Annotated in this window: 2 protein-coding genes; both read left to right on the top strand. The window is 56.9% G+C overall.

The features are described 5' to 3' along the window. Window positions 1-207 (top strand): HlyD family secretion protein (locus WH277_RS00860; RefSeq protein ID WP_445235290.1); only part of this gene is annotated, 207 nt, incomplete at its 5' end. Then, on the top strand, window positions 204-1,364 hold a 1,161-nt coding region (locus tag WH277_RS00855), incomplete at its 3' end, for a DHA2 family efflux MFS transporter permease subunit (protein WP_339503826.1). The genes WH277_RS00860 and WH277_RS00855, both read left to right, overlap by 4 nt.

The following is a 1,364-nucleotide window of genomic DNA, read 5'->3' as shown; positions in this document are numbered from 1 at the left end:
CCGGACCTCAAGCTGGAGGGGCATGTCGACAGCGTGCAGATGGGCAGTGGTTCCCGCTTCTCTGCTTTCCCGTCAGAAAATGCCACCGGCAACTACGTGAAGATCGTGCAGCGCGTGCCGGTGAAAATCGTGATTGATAAAGGGCTGGATCCAAACCGTCCGCTACCGATTGGCCTGTCGGTTGAACCTAAGGTCACGCTGGAATGAATCCCGGCCAGAGCTGGAAGCCCGCCAGTAACCCCTGGCTGGTCGCGATGACCGTCACGCTGGCGGTGTTTATGGAGATCCTCGACACCACCATCGTTAACGTTGCCCTGCCGCATGTGGCCGGATCGCTCTCGGCCAGTTATGACGAATCCACCTGGGTGCTGACCTCCTATCTGGTGGCCAACGGCATCGTGCTGCCGATTTCAGCCTTCCTGAGTCGCCTGCTGGGCCGTAAGCAGTTTTTCCTCATCTGTATTGTGATGTTTACCGTCTGCTCCTTCCTGTGCGGCATTGCGACTGAACTGTGGCAGATCATTCTTTTCCGCATATTACAGGGATTCTTCGGCGGCGGGTTGCAGCCCGTACAACAGTCGGTGCTGCTGGATTATTTTAAGCCTGAGGATCGCGGTAAGGCGTTTGGTCTCTCCTCCATCGCGATTATTGTGGCACCGGTACTGGGTCCGACGCTGGGCGGCTGGATCACCGACAACTACAGCTGGCGCTGGGTATTCTTTATCAATATCCCGGTGGGGATCCTCAGCGTGCTGGCGATTTATCAGTTGCTGGAGGATCCGCCGTGGGAGCGTAAATGGGCGAAGGGCAAGCTGCGGGTCGATTACATCGGCATCAGCCTGATTACGCTGGGTCTGGGCTGTTTACAAGTGATGATGGACCGGGGAGAAGATGAAGACTGGTTCCAGTCGGGCTTTATCGTAACCTTCGCGCTGTTGGCGCTGACCGGGATTGTCGGAGCGATTTACTGGTTGCTGTATGCCAAAAAGCCGGTCGTCGATCTGCACGTGCTGAAAGACCGTAATTTTGCGGTGGCCTGCCTGCTGATGGCAGGTATGGCTGCCATCCTGTATGGCAGTTCGGTGGTGATCCCTCAACTGGCACAGCAGGACCTTGGGTATACCGCCACGCTCTCGGGGCTGGTGTTATCGCCAGGGGCGGTGCTGATTGTGCTGTCGATTCCGCTGGTGCTGAAGCTGATGCCCATCGTACAGACGCGTCTGCTGATTGCCTTTGGCTTTGCGCTGCTTGGGGTGTCGTTTATCTACTCATCAACGCTGACGCCGGATATCGACTTCACCACGCTGGTGATCATGCGTAGTTTCCAGACCATTGGCCTCGGCTTCCTGTTTGTACCGCTGACC

Source organism: Erwinia sp. MYb416, assembly GCF_037479575.1.
Lineage (GTDB): Bacteria > Pseudomonadota > Gammaproteobacteria > Enterobacterales > Enterobacteriaceae > Erwinia > Erwinia rhapontici.
This window is presented reverse-complemented; position numbering and strand designations above follow the sequence as displayed.